Source organism: Ensifer sp. Root278 (assembly GCF_001429285.1).
Lineage (GTDB): Bacteria > Pseudomonadota > Alphaproteobacteria > Rhizobiales > Rhizobiaceae > Ensifer.
The window spans coordinates 26,894-43,123 of record NZ_LMJJ01000009.1; the positions used below are offsets into that span (position 1 = coordinate 26,894).

A 16,230-nucleotide genomic window follows, 5' to 3' on the forward strand; every position below is an offset into this window, starting at 1 on the left:
CCACGTTGCACTGCTCAGTGCCCGCTTTTCTTTTCAAGCAGCTTGATGCCGGGCGCCGGATATTCGAGATCGTCACCCGACTTGCCTTCTGCCGGGACCTCGATCCAACGCTCGGTCGCGCCATCAGGGCACTCCTGCACCAGCGGCACGTAGAGTGTCTTGCCGACTGGCAGGCCCTCAGTCAGAAACGCGCGGAAAACAAACTCCTCATATTCGTCGTCGGCCAGGCTGCCGCCCTTCCAGACGACCTCCTTCACGCCCTCCTTCATCGGCGTGCCGAAGTAGTCATAGGACTTCTCGTAGGCTCCCTTGACCTTCTCCAGCGTCCAGCCCGGCTTCGGCATCGGCTTTGCGGCGATCATGCCTTCCGGGATCTGAACGCGCAGAGCGATGGTCGGCTTGCCGTCGCATCCATGCGGGACGCGGATGACGGCCTTGTAGGACGCGCCGACATGCGCCTCCGTTGTTTCGAGCGTGGAGTGGGCAAAAGCTGCCGTGGTGCCTATCGCGATGAAGGCAGCGGTGGTGATGAGTTTCGACAACATATGGCTATTCCTTTGAGATTATTGAGCTTGTGTTGGGTCGCGGGAAATCCCCCCGCGGCTGTCAGGGATTGGATGCAGTGATCCGGAAAAGGTTGCCGACATTCTTGGTCGGTGGTCGGGCAGCGATCGCACAAGACGGTCAGTGCACGGGTCCCCGTTGGCTCAAGAGCGGCCTGCAGTCAGTCTTGGACCACGCTGAAGGGACGTCGGGATGCGCCGAAGATCGTCGCGATGGGGCCGGCGGACGCCAGGGGAGGATATCCCTCCCCCCGACATAGGCTGGAGCGAACGCAACCGATCAGGCGAGCAGCCGAGGGGGCGCGCGAGGATAGCCGAGGCGATGTTCGCCCGTCGGCAACGGCTCTGCCGCGGACCAAAACGTGTGCACCGCTGACGCGACTTGGTGGTTAAGATCGTCGCCAGGCTGCGGAGTCGCCGCCAAGACCTGCGAGGACACGCAACATCCAAGAAGGCAGCAATCGGCAGCCTTGCCATGGCCGCCGTCGTGATCGTGATTGCCGTTGCTGGCGTGATCAGCGCTGATGCACAGTGCATTGCCGAAAGCGTCGAGTTGCGAGAAGGCAGGCATCGAGCTGAAGGCAAATGCGCCGGCGACCGATTGCAGCACGAACAGGCAGGCAGCGATGAATGCCAGTCCCCAACCGTTGCGTCGCCTCACCACAATCAAGCTCCTTCTACGCTGTCTCCGAGAATGTCCGGAGCCACCGCATAGCTAGCCGGTACGCCCGCCCCCTTCCTTGCTCCACAGCAAGCATCCGAGTGACGTTCAGGGTATCGGCCAGTTGAGTGGCGCCATTCTTCGGGCTCCCCGGCAAGAACAGACCTGCCGCAACCAGGGAGCGCGCCGCCGCCTGACAGCGTAATCAAACTTTCATTTTTCCATCATGCAGATTGGCAAGGACTGTCACACTCAACTGTTAGCAAGCGCCCGGCTTCATTCGTGCCACCGATCCTGGTGTCCGCCAATCTGCAAGGAGCGTTTTGCAATGAGAGTCTCCGTCACTACGTCCGTATTCATCGGCCTGATGGCAAGCGTCGCGTTTGGCGCGTCGGCGGCCGCAGCCGAAAAGACGAAGTTCGAATTCTGGTACGGCCTTTCGGGTGATCTTGGCGAACGTGTCCAGGATGCCTGCAAGAAGTTCAACGACAGCCAGTCCGAGTTCGAGATCGTCTGCACCTCTCAAAATGGATACGACACGACCCTGCAGAACACGATTGCCGCCTACCGCGCCAAGAAGCAGCCGGCAATCACCCAGATCTATGATGCCGGCACCCTGGACATGATGCTGTCGGGCGCATTCGTGCCCGCCAAGAAGCTGATGGCCGACAACGGCTACATCATCGACTGGAACAACTATTTCGGCGGCATCGCCAACTATTACGCCACGGCAAAAGGCGAGCTGAATTCCTTCCCGTTCAACTCCTCGACGGCCATGTTCTATTACAACGTCGACGCCTTCCAGAAGGCCGGCATCGACTTCAAGCCGGACACCTGGGAACAGGTCGAGGAAGCTGCCCGTAAGCTGAAGGCCGCCGGCTACGGATGCCCGCTCGCCTTCAATTTCGACACCTGGCCGCTGATGGAGCAGTTCTCGGCCATCCACAACCAGCCGCTCGCCACCAAGGCCAACGGTTACAACGGGTTGGATGCCGAGCTTGTCGTCAACAAGACCAAGTTCGTCGATCACGTGAAGTTCTTCAAGAAGATGGCCGACGAGAAGCTCTTCGTGGTCAAGACCAAGCAACTCGGCATGGACATCGTCCCCGCCTTCACGTCCCAGACCTGCCAGATGATACAGACCTCGATCGCCGACCACGGCACGATCGGCAAGACCCTTCCCGAAGGTGTGAAGTGGGAAGTCGCCATGTTGCCCGTATGGAAGGGCACGGAGCGGCAGAACTCGCTCGTCGGCGGCGCATCGCTCTGGGTGCTCGCCGGTCGTCCGGAAGCGGAATACAAGGGCGCGGCCGCCTTCCTCAACTACCTTGCGACGCCGGAAATGGCCGAGTGGTGGTCAACGGTGACGGGTTATATCCCGGTGACCAAGACCGGTTTCGACGCCATGAAGGCCAACGGGTTCTACTACAAGGCACCCTACAAGGGGCGTGAACTCGCCATCCAGAGCCTGTCCTTCACCCCGACCTCTGAAAACACCCGCGGCATTCGCCTCGGCGGCTTCACGCAGATCCGCAAGGAGTTCGCGACCGCGCTTGAAGCGATCTTCATGCAGAACGCAGACGTCCAGGCTGAGCTCGACGAGACGGTTGAACGCGGCAACGCCGTTCTGCGTCGCTTCGAGAAGACCTACGCCGGACAGACCCTGAACTAGCATCTGATCCGCCCGGAGCCTGCCGCAACATCGGCGGGCTCCGATTTCTATTCTTGCGCATCGGAAATACAACACATGGACAAGCGTGCGGCCTTTCGCAGCTGGTGGCTGCCCAGCCTATTCGCCCTGCCACAGATCATTTTGATCCTGCTCTTTTTCTATTGGCCCGCAGTTGCCGTGTTGCGGTGGGCCTTCACGCTCGAGCCGCCATTCGGCGGCGCCGCTGAGTTCGTCGGTTTTGCCAACTTCCAGGAAGTATTCGCCGACCCGCTCTACTGGAACTCCGTCGGCGTCAGCCTGGCATTCGCCCTTTGCGGCACGCTTGCCACCATTTTCATTGGCCTTGTTCTTGCCCTTGCTGTCGACCGGCAATTGCCGGGCTCCGCACCGTTCCGGTTCCTCTACATTCTGCCTTACGCGATTGCGGGGCCGGCTGCCGGCATGGCTTTCCGTTTCATCCTGTCGCCTGAGCGCGGGCTGATGGCATCGGTCAACGCCACTTTTCCGGATTTCTGGAACCCAGCCAAGTACGGCAGCCACGCCCTTCTCCTCGTCATCGTCGTCTTCGCCTGGAAATGGGCGGGCTACACCTTCATCTTCCTTCTTGCTGGTCTGCAGTCGGTCCCTCGATCGCTGATCGAGGCGGCAGCGATGGACGGATGCGGCCCGATCCGCCGCGCAGTCGACATCCAGATCCCGCTGCTGGCGCCAACACTCTTCTTCCTGCTGGTCATCATGATGACCGAAGGTTTCGTCGGCGCCGATACCTACGGCATTGTCGCCCGCACGACGGATGGCGGCCCGAACCACGGCACCGACGTGATGGTGTACCGCATCGTCGAGGAGGCGTTCCGCGGCTTGAACTACTCCGGCGCGTCGGCCCAGAGCCTCGTGCTCATCGGCCTCATCATGACCTTCACCTTCATCCAGTTCCGCTTCATCGAGCGCCAGGTCCATTACAAGTGAGGCTTCCATGATCCAGCGGACACCTTTCGCCAACGCGCTGACCTATGGCGTCATGATCTTCGGCTTCCTGCTGCTGATCGGCCCCTTCATCGTCATCGTGTCGGGCGCCAGCCAGACATTCCAGCAGGTCAACGCCATACCCTTCAGCTTCGTGCCGCAGGACCGCCTCTTCGAGAACATGGGCGCCGCCTGGTCGCGCGCCAACCTCGGAACAGCGATGCTGAACAGCTTCGTCATGGCCAGCCTCGTCACGGTCGGCAAGGTGGCGCTGTCGGCGCTGACGGCCTTTGCCATCGTGTTCTTCAGAACGCCGCTGAAGGGCTTCTTCTTCTGGATGGTGTTCATCACCCTGATGCTGCCGCTCGAGGTGCGCGTGGTGCCCACCTATGCGGTCGCTGCCGACCTGTTTCAGCCGGTTCGACTGCTGATTTCCGCCGTCACCGGTTTCGAAGTTTCCGTCGATTGGAACCTTCTCAATTCCTATGCCGGCCTCACCTTGCCGTTGATCGCGACCGCGACCGGAACGTTCCTCTATCGCCAATTCTACCTGACCCTGCCCGACGAACTGGCAGAGGCCGCGCGCATGGACGGGTCAGGCGCGATCCGCTTTTTCATCGACATGTTGCTGCCGCTCTCGCGCACCAACATGCTCGCACTGACCACCATCATGTTCGTCTATGGGTGGAACCAGTATCTCTGGCCCCTCCTGATGGTGACGGACCCCCAATACAAGACCACGATGATGTCGCTGGTCGCACTCCTGCCGTCCGACAACGGCACGCCGGACTGGAACGTGACGCTCGCCGGATCGCTGATCATCATGCTGCCTCCGCTCATCGTCGTTGCCGTCCTGCAGCGGTGGTTCGTTCGCGGCCTCGTGGCCACGGAAAAATGACCCCGCTTTCCCCAAACAGAACAGACAGAGAGGTCCGCGCCCATGGCTGACATCGCAATTCGCGCCGTGCGTAAATCCTACGGAAAGAACCCCACCCTGCATGGCATCAACCTCGCCTTTGCATCGGGAGAATTCGTCGTGATCCTCGGCCCGTCCGGCTGCGGAAAATCCACGCTTCTGAGGATGATCGCGGGGCTTGAGGACATCACCGCTGGCGAAATCGCCATCAACGGCAAGGTCGTAAACAGGCTTGAGCCGCGGGAACGCGGTTGCGCCATGGTGTTCCAGAACTACGCCCTCTATCCGCATATGACAGTCGCGGGAAACATCGGCTATGCCCTGAAGGTGGCCGGTGTCCCGAAGGCGGAGCGTTTGCGCCGGATCGAGGAAACGGCGAAGATCGTCGGGCTCTCCGATTATCTCGATCGCAAGCCGGCGGCACTTTCCGGCGGCCAGCGCCAGCGCGTCGCCATGGCGCGCGCGATCATTCGCGAACCGAAGGTCTTTCTGTTCGACGAGCCGCTGTCGAACCTGGACGCCAAGCTGCGCGTCATCATGCGGGCCGAGATCCGCAAGCTGCATCAGCGTCTCCAGGCAACGTCCATCTTCGTCACGCACGATCAGGTGGAAGCGATGACGCTGGCGGACAAGCTGGTCGTGATGAACAAGGGCGTGGTCGAACAGGTCGGCCAGCCGCTCGACATCTACCACCGTCCGGCAAGCATCTTCGTCGCATCCTTCATCGGCTCGCCGGCGATGAACCTGTTCGAAGCCGCCGTCGACGTTGACGGCGCCTGCCTGGCGTTCGGCGGCACAAAGATGCCGATAGACCGGGCGCTTGCTGGGCGACTGGGCGCAAGGCACGTCACGGTCGGTATTCGCCCGGAACAATGTGTCGTTGCGCCTGAAGCAAAAGGCGTCTCGATCAAGGTGGATTTCGTCGAGGAGCTCGGCTCCGGCCGCGTCATCCACTCGGAACTGAATGGCCATCCCTTCGCCGCCAGTGTTGACGAGCATACGCGCGCCCGGCCGGGCGATCGGATCACCCTGGAGCTCCCTCTGGCGCAATTGCATCTCTTCGACCAGGAGACCGGCCGGCGGATCCACGTCGATCTGGAGCCCCGCGCCGTCAGCAGTGCCGCCAGCCATCCGACGCTCCAAGCAGTCTGATCACTTCAATAAATCAGGAGAAACCGTGATGAACGACATCATTTCCGCCGTGGGATTCTGCAATCGAACGGGCAAGGGCGATCTTTCGAGCCTTGACGCCTCCTTGCGCGAAATTGCCGAGACCGGAGCCGACGCCTGCGAGATCGGAATCTATGGCGAAGAGATCGTCAGTGGCGGCCGCATCATCGAAGACCGTGTACAACGCGTCGCCGAGATGGCGAAGAAGTACACGTTCAAGAAACTTTCGCTGCACGGCCAGATCGTTTCCAACTTCATGGACCGCCAGCATCACCATCTGCAAAAGAAGGTCGTGAGGGCGATGCTCGAGCTTTGCGACCGGCTTGGTGCGGGCATTCTCGTCCATCACTCCGGCGCAGCACAGCTTGCCCCCGGAGAGAATGCCGCTGATCTCGACAAGATGGAACGCGACGCACTTGCGGAGATGGCCGAGATCGCAAAAGGATACGGGGTCCGCATCGCGCTCGAGAACATTTTCACGACAGAAAGCGGCCAGTATCGACAGACACCGAGCCAGGTCGCCGAAACAGTGCGAGCGATCGGTTCCAACAACGTCGTCGCGCTCATCGACTTCTCGCATGCTTATATCGAGTCCACGCATCGCGGGCTGGATTTCCGTGACGAGCTGAGGGCAATGGCGCCCGTGACGGGCCACCTGCATGTTCACGACAGTTTCGGCCTGCCCTATTCCATGAACCGCTTCTATCATCCGGCCGAAGCCACCGCGCTCGGCATCGGCGATCTGCATCTGCCGATCGGCTGGGGCGACATTGCCTGGGATGACATCTTCTCCGAACTGACCTTCCTTCCGGATACGACGCTGATCATGGAAATCGGCGCCGAGCGGTTTGCCGATCAGCAACCTGCGTGCCTGGAACGGGCAAGGGGTCTCGCCGCAGCGGTCGGACTTCGATCCGCCGCGTAATATTTCCGGTTGCCCCGCCGCATGTATGGTGGGGCAACCGGATTGCACCCGCTCAAAGCGCACATTCCGGCCGCGTGTTGCGATAAGGCGGCCCACAGTTCCCGGCAGACCCGCAGTCGGTCAAGAACGACCCTGAGGCGACAAGCACCAGGACCGAGTGAATTGTGGTCGCGACTCTAAACGTGCCACCTTGATCAGCAGCCGGGGGGCAATCCAATGACATTCCATATTGCGCACAATAATTGAAATAAACGTATACAAATTTGCGCTTATCCTGTCGACATTGCCTTCCCTTTCGCCGACACTTGCGGAATAACTTGGCTATCGAAGGCATTTCGAGGATGGGGTAGGACAGCATGGACGGGACGCTGGCAAGGCGCGACAGCAATTTATTCGACAGGCTCGAGGGGATCATCAACCGGCTGCCCGAGCCCTTCACATTGCTGCTCGCGCTGGCGGCGCTGACGGCACTGGCATCTTTCCCATTGGCTCAAGCCGGGGTGTCGCTGGCTTTCTCGACGGTGGATCCGGCCACGGGCCAGGCCGTGGCAAAGACAGTCGCGATCGAGAACATCCTGACGCCGTCCTATTTTGCCAACCTCATCGTCGAGTTCCCGAAACTGCTGGTCGGCTTTCCGCCGATCGCCCTGACACTGGTCGTGATGATGGGCATTTCGGTTGCCGAGCATTCCGGCTTCCTGTCCTCGGTCATTCGGGGGCTTTTGCGCCGCGTTCCGAAATTCGCGATCATCAGCGTCGTCTCGTTCGTGGCAATCAACGGAGACCTTTTCGGCGACGCGGCGATGTTCGTGCTGATGCCGCTTGCGGCCACGCTCTTCTACCAGATGGGGCTCAACCCGTGGCTCGGCATCATCCTGGTCTTCGTCGGCAACACGGCCGGCTTTTCTGCCTCCCTCGTCATCAATCAGACGGATACGGTGCTCTCGGGCATTACGGCGAGCGTTCTGCCGCCGGAGGCCGCGGCCAACGTCTCGCCGATCATGAACTGGTATTTCAACGCGTTCAGCGCCTTCACCGCGACTGCAGCGATGTTGTTCATCACCTACTTCTTCGTTCCCTCCAAGCTCGCGCCGAACCGCGTGAGCGAACTGGAAATCGAAACGGAGGTGGCTGATGAAGCCGGCACCGGCCATGGCCGCGAAGGGCGGGGCCTTGTCGCGGCCGGCATCTTCACCGTCATCTATCTCGGCCTGATCCTCGCATCCCTCCTGCCGGAGGGTGGGGCGCTGCGTGGCGAAGGCGGGCAGATCGTGCCGAAGTCCCCTTTCATGGGCGGCATCGTCGTCCTGATCTCGCTGTACTTCGCGCTGTCGGGCGTCGCCTACGGTTGGGCCTCCGGCCGGCTGAAATCACTGGGCGAGGCGGCGGAGTGGATGAAGAACGGCATTTCGTCCATGTCCTATTTCCTCGTCGTTTCCGCAGCTGCGGTGATCTTCCTGAAGCTTTTCAACGACAGCCATATCGGAGAATATATCGGCAGCTACGGCGTGGTGATGCTGCAGGGCATGCAGGCCTCGCCGGGTGTTGCGATCTTCCTCTTCCTGCTGCTCGTCTCTGTATCGAACCTCTTCATCATCTCCGGCAGCGTCCTGTGGATCATGTATGCGCCGATCTTCGTGCCGCTGATGCTGGCGCTCGGCTACAGTCCGGCGGCGACCCAGATGATCTATCGCATCGGCGATGCGCCGCTGAACGCGATCTGCCCGGTCAACCCCTTCCTCATCCTCGTGATCGGCCTGCTCAACAAATGGCGGCCGAAGGGTACCGAGGCGGTGAAGGTCGGAACGCCGCTCATGCTGGCCATGCCCTATGCGCTCGCCATCCTCGCGGTTCTCGTGCTGCAACTCGTCTTCTGGGTGCTGTGGGATCTGCCGCCTGGCCCCGGCGTAACGCTGATGGCACGGTGAGCCGTGATGCGCTTTCTCAGTGAAACCGAGGTCCTGGCGTGCCACGAACTGCGGCGGGCGGGCGCGCGCCGTTGGCTGCGGCTGGAGGTTGCCGGCCTTGCCGCAGCTAGCCCTGGCGAGACCGTGCTTTTCTCGGAGGATCGCCACAGCCCCCGCTGCCGGATCGCGACGGTCGATAGATTTTCGGGTGATCGTGCCGTGCTGGTCGCAAAGTTCGAGGCCGACGATCTTGCACCCGCGGCGGGCAACGGGCTGACGGTCTGGTCGAACGAAAACCCTGCCGTTTCCGTCGGCGCGGGTTCGCTCATCGTGACCACCTCGGCCTTCCTTTACCGCGTCGCGCCCTTCGCGCTGCGCGGGGCGACGGTGCTCGTCGAGGAGGCGGGCACGGACCTCTGGCAAGACTTGCGCCGGCGTGTCGAACGCGGCCTCGCCTGGACCTCCGTCTTCCTCGCGCTCGAACCCGTGCGACTTCAGGCGTTCGCGGCCGAGTTCCCCGACGCCAACCCTTATCTCTTTGCCAATATGGACATGAGTTGCGGCATCGGCGCCTGCCGGAGCTGTCACGTGACCGTTTCGGACAACAAGGACGGCGAGGCGAGCTGTCGCGTCGGTCCGTGGTTCGCGCTGCAGCGGGTGAACCTGGTGCGCCTGCAATTCGCCTCCGCCCCCTTCATTTGAGGATCGCCGCCATGGACCTTTCCGTAACCGTACCGATGGGCGCAGGCGGCGTGACCTTCAAGAACCCGGTCATGTCGGCCGCGGGCACCTTCGGCAACATCGTCGAGTATCTCGATGTCTTCGACATCACGCGGCTCGGCGCAGTCGTTGCAAATTCCTTCCTTCCCTGGCAGGGCGAGCCGAACCGTTGCCGTCGCTTTGCGCATACGGAGAGCGGCTATCTCTCGGCCTTCGGCATCAACAACATGACGCTCGACCGCTTCATTGCCGAGGCGCTGCCGCGGCTGCCGGCGGAGGACGTTCCGGTCTTCGTCAACATCAAGGCACCGACCCGCGTGCAACTCGTGGACATGACCCGCGCCTGCGTGGAAAGCGGCCGCATTGCCGGCGTCGAGGTCAATGGCAACTTCCCCTATGCCGGCCGTGACGAACCCTCCTACTGGGACAATCCTCAGCAAAACGAGGAGATGTTCCGCGCGCTTTCAGCTGCGGCAGAGGGCAAGGTGCTGCTGTGGTCGAAGGCGGCCACGTCCGCCAAGATGATAATCGAGGACTTCGTATCCGCCTCGGAGCGAGGCGGCGCGGATGGAACGGTACTGTTCAACGCCATTCCCGGCGCGCGTATCGATATCGAACGGCGCGCCTTCGTCTGCGGCTCCACTGGCTTTGGCGGCTACTCCGGTTCCGGCGTGAAGCCCTTCGCGCTTTGGCGCTGCGTGCAGGCAGCGCGCGTCGCCACGCGTCCGGTGATCGCTTCGGGCGGCATCACCACAGCGGAGGATGTGGTCGAATTCATCATGGCGGGTGCCCATCTGGTGCAGATCGGCGCCGCCAGCATGAGCCGACCGGATTACTTTCCGCGCCTTCTCGATGATCTCTACGCGCTTATGGAACGCCTCGGCGTGCGCTCACTCGACGAGATTCGCGGGTGCGCCCGCGCAGAGGCAGCACCTGAGACTTGAGCCGCCGGATGGTAGAGCTTCGCCGCTCGGCATGAAACCGGCCTCCCGCAGCGCCCCGTCGTATCTCCGCAAAGATCCCACCTTCGACATCCCTGATATGGGTGCAGTGTCCCTGGTCGTACGGTCAGCACCGACGCCAATCCATCGGCCGCGCGTTTTTCTAATGCGGCCGAATGGCTCAGCGGGCGGCCGCGACATCACCCGACTTGTCGCGGGGATAGGCGTAGGCACCTGCCTTTGAGGTCCGAAAGCCGCCACTCGCCAATGCCTCGGCGAGCTTGACGGCCGCCACCACGCCATCGATGACGGGTACTCCAGCTTCGCGGGAGAGCCAATCGCACAGCTCCGCCATGCCGGCACAGCCAAGGACGATGGCGTCTACGCCATCCTCGCGTATCGCCGCGCGCGCTTCGCCGAGGAGTTTGGTCCGCGCACTTTCCGGGTCGGCTTCCAGAGCTAGAACAGGCAGGTCGACCGAGCGCACGCGCCGGCAGCGCGCGGCAGCACCATATTGCTTGACGAGATCCTCGATCACCGGCACCGACCTCGGCAAGGTGGTGATCACCGCAAAGCGGGTTGCCACCGTCATTGCCACCTGTACCGCCGCCTGGCAGATTCCGATGACCGGGCCAGTTGCCACTTCGCGCGCAGCCGCAAGGCCGGGATCATCGAAACAGGCGATCACATGTGCCGACGCACCCCGCTTCTCCGCAGCACGGATCGCCGCCAGCATCGCAGGGACGGCCATCGCCTCGTCCGCGTAACCTTCGATCGAGACGGGCGTACCGATTGCGGTCTCCGCATCGATCACAGAGCCTTCCGATCGCACAGCTTCGGCGGCCCGTGCGATCTGATCGGTCATTGATGCGGTCGAGTTCGGGTTGATGACATGTATGCGGATCATTGGGCGGCCCTCTCCGGCCTTGGGTTCACTTGCGCGAGCTCGAGAGGCAGCAGTTCCTCCGGCTTCTTAAGTTCGAATTGTCGATCTGAGGTGATATAATTGTCGGCATGCAGCCGCGCGATCGGCTGATAGGTCTCGGGGTTCGCATAACGCCCCGCGGGATCGAGGCACCGGTCCTGGATATGCATGTGCACGACCTTGCCGATGACCAGCACGCGCTTGTGATAGTCGAGGATCTGCTCGACCCTGCATTCAAAGCTGCAGGGACTTTCGGCGATACGGGCGGCGTCGATCTGGTTGCACGGTATCGGCGTCAGGCCCGCGAAATCGAGTTCATCGACCTCCGAGGCGAAATTGACGCCACAGACGATCATCGCATCGGCGAGCGCCATGTCGACCATGTTGACGACGAACTCACCGGTTCGGCGGATGTTCGCGACCGTGTCCTTCTCGTCGCCATTGCCACGGTTCTGGATCCCCAGCACCACCAACGGCGGTTCATGGGAGAACACGTTGAAGAAGCTCATGGGCGCTGCGTTGTTGTGTCCGGCTGGCGATCGCGTGCCAACGAGCGCGATGGGGCGCGGACCGATGAAGTTGGTCAGCAGTCGATAGCGATCCGGAGGCGGTAGCGTGGTGAAATCTGTGTTCAAGTCCGGATCTCCTGCTTGCCTGTTGATAAATTCAGCAAAAAACCCCGACGCCCGGCGCGGCGACAATCGGGGCGGCAGCGCGCACGCCCGCCGTTGACTACATTGGGGAATGGCGTCGGTGAACGGCAAACGGCAGCCAAAAGCACTGATGGCTCGAGCGCGCAGACACGGCCGACACCGGCATACATCCTTCGGTGGGAACTATAGATTCTCAGGAAAGCATCGCCGTCCCTCCGGTTGGCAACGGGTACGATGCGCATGCTGCCCTCCCCGACAGTGCCAATCCCGACGTTCAAGCTATATTGCATCCATTATAACGTCAATATCGTACACGAGAATTGCATACAATAATGGGAAGATTCGAGAGAGGGACCCTTCTCCAGCAAGGCAAGAAACTCGCCGCGGAAAACTGGCAGGGATATATGAAAAGAAATCAGGCTCTGCCGCGATCAAGCGGCAGATAGGGCGTGTAAAGGCGGAACCACGCTACTCCTCGCACGCGGCAGACTTGGACGAGCTTCCTTGATCGCGTGGTCGAATGAATTGCATACAAAACGTGCGGGTGCGCATCCTCGAACGTGAGCTTCCGCAGGCAAGCAACGTCCGAGTGGGCGTTACGATCTAAAGGCCCTCTTCCTTTGCGTAGGCAGCAAGGAGATCCGGCAAGCCGTCCTCAACGTTGCTTTTCAGCAGAGCTCGGGCCGTGATGGCGCCGATGTGGTGGCCCATCAGCGCGCATGCCTTTTCGCGATCGTTCCGCGCAAGGGCGGCGATCAGGGCGCGGTGCTCGGATACGGCGCAATCGGAAGAATGGGGGCGTCCATAGAGCGAAAGGATCATCGACGAGCGCGAAACGAGTTCCGTAACATAGCGCAATAGGGTCGCGTTCTCAGTCAGTCTTGCGAGCAGGACGTGAAACTCACCGGCGAGTTGAATCGAGGTCGACGGATTGCTGACCCTTGCCTTGTCCTCGGCATCGACATGCGCTTCAAGCTCCTTGATCTTCGGCGGCGTCAGCCTGCCGATCAGGCTATCGACCACCAATGTCTCCAGGGCTCGCCGCACGGCAAAGATATCGTGTCCATCCTCGAGGCTGGGATGGCTGACACAGGCGCCCTTGTTGGGACGCAATTCGATCAGGCCCTCGCCGTTCAGCCGGGCCAGCGCCTGGCGCACGATCGTGCGGCTAACGCCGAGCCGCTCGCCGATCGAATCCTCCGGAAGCTTCGTTCCCGCAGCGAAGGCCTGGTCTAGGATCGCGCGCTTCAGGATGCGATAGACCACGTCCGACTTGGGAACCGAGGATTTTGCATTGCTGTCGCTGGGTTTGGGCGTCGTCATGAAGAACCTGAAAAATGGCGGGGCGTGCGGTCGAAAGAGTCTGCCGAGGGATGGACCGCAAACAACTATCATCCCCAGTCGGAACGGCAAAGGCGCGGCCGACCCCTTCGGCCAACCATTCCTGCGATTGCCTGTCGACGTCTCGACCGGTCGAACTCTCCTCCGTCAGCCCGGTTCCTGATCTCATCGACAAAGCCTCACTCGATGACCGGCAGGTCACCTGCCAGTTCGCCGCCGTCCACGACGACGCGACCGCGCCGGATCACGGTGCGCTTGTGCGGGGTCAGCGCGACCGCTTCCGCCAACGTTCGCGCCGGCACCAGCACCAGATCGCCGAAACAACCATCGGAGAGACCATAACCGCCGAGCCCGATGCCGTCCGCACCACCGAAAGTGCAGACGCGGGCCGCATATTCGAGATCGACATCATTGGCCATGCCATTGCGCTGCGCCAGATACTTCGCGCGCTCCAGCATGTCGCCATTTCCATACGGCTCCCAGGTGCCTTGAATACCGTCGGAACCGGAGGCGACGGTGAGTCCGCTCGCGCGCATCAATCTTAATGGCAGTGCGGGCGCCGATGGACTTCCTACGGTCATAACCGCGATACGCACTGCAGCGAGCCGTTCGATCAACCCAGCCTGCCGTGAGGCATCGAGCATCCCCAGGCAATAGGCATGGCTTACCATGACCCGCCCTTGCAGCGACAAGGCGCGCGTGCGTTCGATGATGAGATCAAGGCAAAATGCACCGAGGTCACCCGGTTCGTGCAGATGGATGTCGATCGGTTTTGCGTGACGATCCGCAAGGGCGAAGATGGCATCGAGATGACGCACCGGATCGCGCTCGATGGAGGCAGGGTCGATACCGCCGACGATGTCGGCGCCGGCGCTGAGGGCCGCGTCCATCAACTCGAGCGTGCCCGCGCGCGGCAGCATGCCACTCTGCGGGAAAGCCACAATCTGCACATCGACCAGATCACGCATCGCCTCGCGCGTTTCGAGGACACCTTCGATGTTGGCAATGCCGATCTCGGTGTCGACATCGACGTGGCTGCGAATGCTCAAAACGCCGTAGGCAAGCGTCTGCATGATCTGACGGGCCGACTGCCGGCGCGCATTGATGCCAAGTTCGCGCTTGGCGTCGCGGTCGGCCAGGATCCGGTCATTGCGGGTCGGGCCAACCCGATTTTCGAACCAGTCCATGCCGATGAGGGTCTTGTCGAGATGGGTATGAGCCTCGACAAGACCCGGCATGGCGACATGTCCGGCCGCATCGATCTCGACCGCGGCACGGACGCTATCTGCCGCAACGAACCGGCCGTCACGGATGAAAAGGTCTTCGAGCGGGCCGCCGAAGGGACGGGCATTGCGGATGAGTAGGTCTGCAATCACCTTGATATCCTCGCTTGTCCCAGTGCTTAACGACGCTCGCTTAGTCCGGCACGAGCCATCGCGAGATCAAAGGCGCGCAAGGCGCGATCCAGGATCGCGCCTTCGTCCTGACCAACAAGGCGCCGCCCGCGCATCAGCACCCGTCCACCCACGATGGTCGTATCCACGTCCGCCCCGTTGGCGAAGCGCGCGATGCGCTGCACCGGATCGTGCGGCGGCCAGAGATGGGGCTGACGCATGTTTACGAGGAGGATGTCGGCGCGCTTGCCGGCCACGAGCGAACCGAGTTCATTCTCCATCATCAGAGCGCGCGCGCCCTCGATCGTTGCCATCTCAAGCAGCTGCAGCGGTGGCAACACGGCATCGTCTGCGAAATGGCGCGCGTGGTAGCGGTGCGCCTGGAACAGGTTGCGAAACATGTCGAAAGGCCTATCGGGTGCCGCGGCGTCGGTGCCGAGGGAAACCGTGACGCCGTCCGCCATCAGTTCCGGCGCCGGGCACCGACCGTAAACCGACATCAATGCACTGGGATTGTGTGCGACCTTGGCACCGGTTCGTTTCAGGACTGCGCGGTCGCCCTCGGTCAGGTCTATGCAATGGGCAAGCAGCGATCGCTCGTCAAAGAGGCCGAGGCGCACGTCATTGGCGGCGATGGACCCGTCGCGGTGTCCATCTTGCACCACGAGGCATTCCCTTTCCCGCGCACGATCTCGGACCTTGCATGCAATTCTGTATACCGTTTCGTCTCGCAATTCCTGCTCATCGAATACGGGCAGGGAAAAGACGACCTGTATCCGCTCGTGACGTCCGGCCCAAGCATCGACCAACTCCGTGGCCACGTCGATTTGCCGGTCCGGGTCGACGACGATGTCGCTGTGGGACGTCGGCGTATACTGGCGATACACATGTTCCTGTCCTGGACGGTTCGGCCCCACTGCCAGAACCTCTCGCACGCCCATGGCGGCAACCGCGGCGAGGTGCGCTTCGGCTGCCTCCGGCGCCTCGCTGCGCATGATATCCGGGCCGCCGCCAAACAGCAGCGCCGCAGTCGTCGTGCCGCATTTGATCCTCTCGGCGGCCGACAGTGCCGCCTCCGCCGCCCAGAATTCAGGATCTGTCGCGGTTGCATAGATACGGCCGGTCACGGACATCCAATCCTCGGCCTCACTGCCCAGCCCCTTGGTCAGCATATGTCCGGCATGGGCGTGCGTGTCGATCAATCCGGGCATCGCGACCATGCCGGCGGCGTCGATGCGCTCGGCATGTGTTTCTCCAGCAAGGCTTCCGTCGCCGATGGCGGCGATGCGTCCATTCTCAACCAGGATATGGCCGCGATCGAGAACCCGCCGTCCCGGATCCATCGTGATGATCGTGGCATTTTCAATCAGTAGTGCGTTCGTCATGGAAGATTCCCTCTCCGGCTGCCGGGTTTGACGTTCTTTTTTGACAAAGCGCTGCCAAATCGACTTTCGCCATCTTGATATTGTTTGCATCAGA

Annotated in this window: 15 protein-coding genes; 8 read left to right on the forward strand and 7 right to left on the reverse strand. The window is 61.7% G+C overall.

Annotation, left to right across the window (positions count from 1 at the left end; genetic code table 11):
* Nucleotides 1-14: 14 nt before the first annotated feature.
* Nucleotides 15-545, reverse strand: a complete 531-nt coding sequence (locus ASE60_RS09980; protein ID WP_057249769.1) for a YcnI family protein — start codon at nt 543-545, stop codon at nt 15-17.
* 298 nt (nt 546-843) lie between these two features.
* The gene (locus ASE60_RS09985; protein ID WP_156414620.1) at nt 844-1,224 is read right to left on the reverse strand and encodes a DUF2946 family protein; all 381 of its coding nucleotides are present in this window, start codon (nt 1,222-1,224) and stop codon (nt 844-846) included.
* A 367-nt stretch (nt 1,225-1,591) separates the two neighbouring features.
* Between ASE60_RS09985 and ASE60_RS09990 the strand changes: the two genes are divergently transcribed.
* The 8 genes from ASE60_RS09990 to ASE60_RS10025 all read left to right on the forward strand — a co-directional run bounded on the left by ASE60_RS09990 (nt 1,592) and on the right by ASE60_RS10025 (nt 10,441).
* Nucleotides 1,592-2,896 carry an extracellular solute-binding protein gene (locus tag ASE60_RS09990; protein ID WP_244495590.1) on the forward strand — a complete coding sequence of 435 codons (1,305 nt, stop codon included), beginning with the start codon at nt 1,592-1,594 and terminating at the stop codon, nt 2,894-2,896.
* Between the two features lie 75 nt (nt 2,897-2,971).
* Nucleotides 2,972-3,862: a sugar ABC transporter permease gene (locus tag ASE60_RS09995; RefSeq protein WP_057249776.1), complete on the forward strand. Its 891-nt coding sequence runs from the start codon at nt 2,972-2,974 to the stop codon at nt 3,860-3,862.
* A 7-nt stretch (nt 3,863-3,869) separates the two neighbouring features.
* On the forward strand, nt 3,870-4,757 hold the full coding sequence (locus tag ASE60_RS10000) for an ABC transporter permease subunit (protein WP_057249778.1): 888 nt from the start codon (nt 3,870-3,872) through the stop codon (nt 4,755-4,757).
* A 42-nt stretch (nt 4,758-4,799) separates the two neighbouring features.
* Nucleotides 4,800-5,927 (forward strand): sn-glycerol-3-phosphate import ATP-binding protein UgpC, encoded by a 1,128-nt coding sequence (locus tag ASE60_RS10005; RefSeq protein WP_057249781.1) that lies wholly within the window; start codon nt 4,800-4,802, stop codon nt 5,925-5,927.
* Between the two features lie 28 nt (nt 5,928-5,955).
* Nucleotides 5,956-6,870 carry a TIM barrel protein gene (locus ASE60_RS10010; protein WP_057249783.1) on the forward strand — a complete coding sequence of 305 codons (915 nt, stop codon included), beginning with the start codon at nt 5,956-5,958 and terminating at the stop codon, nt 6,868-6,870.
* A 356-nt stretch (nt 6,871-7,226) separates the two neighbouring features.
* Nucleotides 7,227-8,798 (forward strand): AbgT family transporter, encoded by a 1,572-nt coding sequence (locus tag ASE60_RS10015; protein WP_057249784.1) that lies wholly within the window; start codon nt 7,227-7,229, stop codon nt 8,796-8,798.
* Nucleotides 8,799-8,804: 6 nt separating this feature from the next.
* The gene (locus tag ASE60_RS10020; RefSeq protein ID WP_057249786.1) at nt 8,805-9,479 is read left to right on the forward strand and encodes a hypothetical protein; all 675 of its coding nucleotides are present in this window, start codon (nt 8,805-8,807) and stop codon (nt 9,477-9,479) included.
* An 11-nt stretch (nt 9,480-9,490) separates the two neighbouring features.
* Nucleotides 9,491-10,441, forward strand: coding sequence for a hypothetical protein (locus tag ASE60_RS10025; protein ID WP_057249788.1), 951 nt, complete (start codon nt 9,491-9,493; stop codon nt 10,439-10,441).
* Between the two features lie 178 nt (nt 10,442-10,619).
* On the opposite strand, the gene ASE60_RS10030 is transcribed toward ASE60_RS10025, so the two are convergent.
* The 5 genes from ASE60_RS10030 to ASE60_RS10050 form a co-directional block, all read right to left on the reverse strand.
* On the reverse strand, nt 10,620-11,342 hold the full coding sequence (locus tag ASE60_RS10030) for an aspartate/glutamate racemase family protein (protein WP_057249921.1): 723 nt from the start codon (nt 11,340-11,342) through the stop codon (nt 10,620-10,622).
* Nucleotides 11,342-11,998 (reverse strand): flavin reductase family protein, encoded by a 657-nt coding sequence (locus ASE60_RS10035; protein WP_057249790.1) that lies wholly within the window; start codon nt 11,996-11,998, stop codon nt 11,342-11,344. The genes ASE60_RS10030 and ASE60_RS10035 overlap by 1 nt, the downstream gene beginning before the upstream one ends.
* A gap of 621 nt (nt 11,999-12,619) precedes the next feature.
* Nucleotides 12,620-13,339 carry a GntR family transcriptional regulator gene (locus ASE60_RS10040; protein ID WP_057249792.1) on the reverse strand — a complete coding sequence of 240 codons (720 nt, stop codon included), beginning with the start codon at nt 13,337-13,339 and terminating at the stop codon, nt 12,620-12,622.
* Between the two features lie 197 nt (nt 13,340-13,536).
* Nucleotides 13,537-14,733, reverse strand: coding sequence for an amidohydrolase (locus tag ASE60_RS10045; protein ID WP_082615797.1), 1,197 nt, complete (start codon nt 14,731-14,733; stop codon nt 13,537-13,539).
* A gap of 26 nt (nt 14,734-14,759) precedes the next feature.
* Nucleotides 14,760-16,226, reverse strand: coding sequence for an amidohydrolase family protein (locus ASE60_RS10050; RefSeq protein ID WP_244495586.1), 1,467 nt, complete (start codon nt 16,224-16,226; stop codon nt 14,760-14,762).
* Nucleotides 16,227-16,230 lie beyond the last annotated feature (4 nt).

Bases quoted from the DNA above. Each gene is read 5' to 3' on its own strand.
- ASE60_RS09980 (WP_057249769.1), bottom strand. From the start codon at position 545: ATGTTGTCGAAACTCATCACCACCGCTGCCTTCATCGCGATAGGCACC.
- ASE60_RS09990 (WP_244495590.1), top strand. From the start codon at position 1,592: ATGGCAAGCGTCGCGTTTGGCGCGTCGGCGGCCGCAGCCGAAAAGACG.
- ASE60_RS09995 (WP_057249776.1), top strand. From the start codon at position 2,972: ATGGACAAGCGTGCGGCCTTTCGCAGCTGGTGGCTGCCCAGCCTATTC.
- ASE60_RS10000 (WP_057249778.1), top strand. From the start codon at position 3,870: ATGATCCAGCGGACACCTTTCGCCAACGCGCTGACCTATGGCGTCATG.
- ASE60_RS10005 (WP_057249781.1), top strand. From the start codon at position 4,800: ATGGCTGACATCGCAATTCGCGCCGTGCGTAAATCCTACGGAAAGAAC.
- ASE60_RS10010 (WP_057249783.1), top strand. From the start codon at position 5,956: ATGAACGACATCATTTCCGCCGTGGGATTCTGCAATCGAACGGGCAAG.
- ASE60_RS10015 (WP_057249784.1), top strand. From the start codon at position 7,227: ATGGACGGGACGCTGGCAAGGCGCGACAGCAATTTATTCGACAGGCTC.
- ASE60_RS10020 (WP_057249786.1), top strand. From the start codon at position 8,805: ATGCGCTTTCTCAGTGAAACCGAGGTCCTGGCGTGCCACGAACTGCGG.
- ASE60_RS10025 (WP_057249788.1), top strand. From the start codon at position 9,491: ATGGACCTTTCCGTAACCGTACCGATGGGCGCAGGCGGCGTGACCTTC.
- ASE60_RS10040 (WP_057249792.1), bottom strand. From the start codon at position 13,339: ATGACGACGCCCAAACCCAGCGACAGCAATGCAAAATCCTCGGTTCCC.
- ASE60_RS10050 (WP_244495586.1), bottom strand. From the start codon at position 16,226: ATGCAAACAATATCAAGATGGCGAAAGTCGATTTGGCAGCGCTTTGTC.